The following is a 221-nucleotide window of genomic DNA, read 5'->3' as shown; positions in this document are numbered from 1 at the left end:
GGTGATCGCCGGGGTGGTCTTCCAACATCCGAGCATCGCCTCGCTACGGCGGGAACTTGGCCGCAACCCGGCGCTGATGAATCTGTGCGGGTTTGAAATGCTTCCCGTGGCGAAGAAGCCAGCGGTCGGAGCCCACGTGATTCCCTTTGAGCCCTATCTCGGCTTTCAGGGCTTTGAAGCCGATCGAGACACGCTGAAGTACCGTTGCCCGGCGGCTTACG

1 pseudogene is annotated in these 221 nt (G+C 61.5%); it reads left to right on the top strand.

The features are described 5' to 3' along the window. Positions 1-221: pseudogene (locus CAPSK01_RS12670) on the top strand (hypothetical protein); the annotation flags it as partial.

It is taken from the genome of Candidatus Accumulibacter vicinus, assembly GCF_000584955.1.
In the GTDB taxonomy this organism is placed as follows: Bacteria; Pseudomonadota; Gammaproteobacteria; order Burkholderiales; family Rhodocyclaceae; genus Accumulibacter; species Accumulibacter vicinus.
This window is presented reverse-complemented; position numbering and strand designations above follow the sequence as displayed.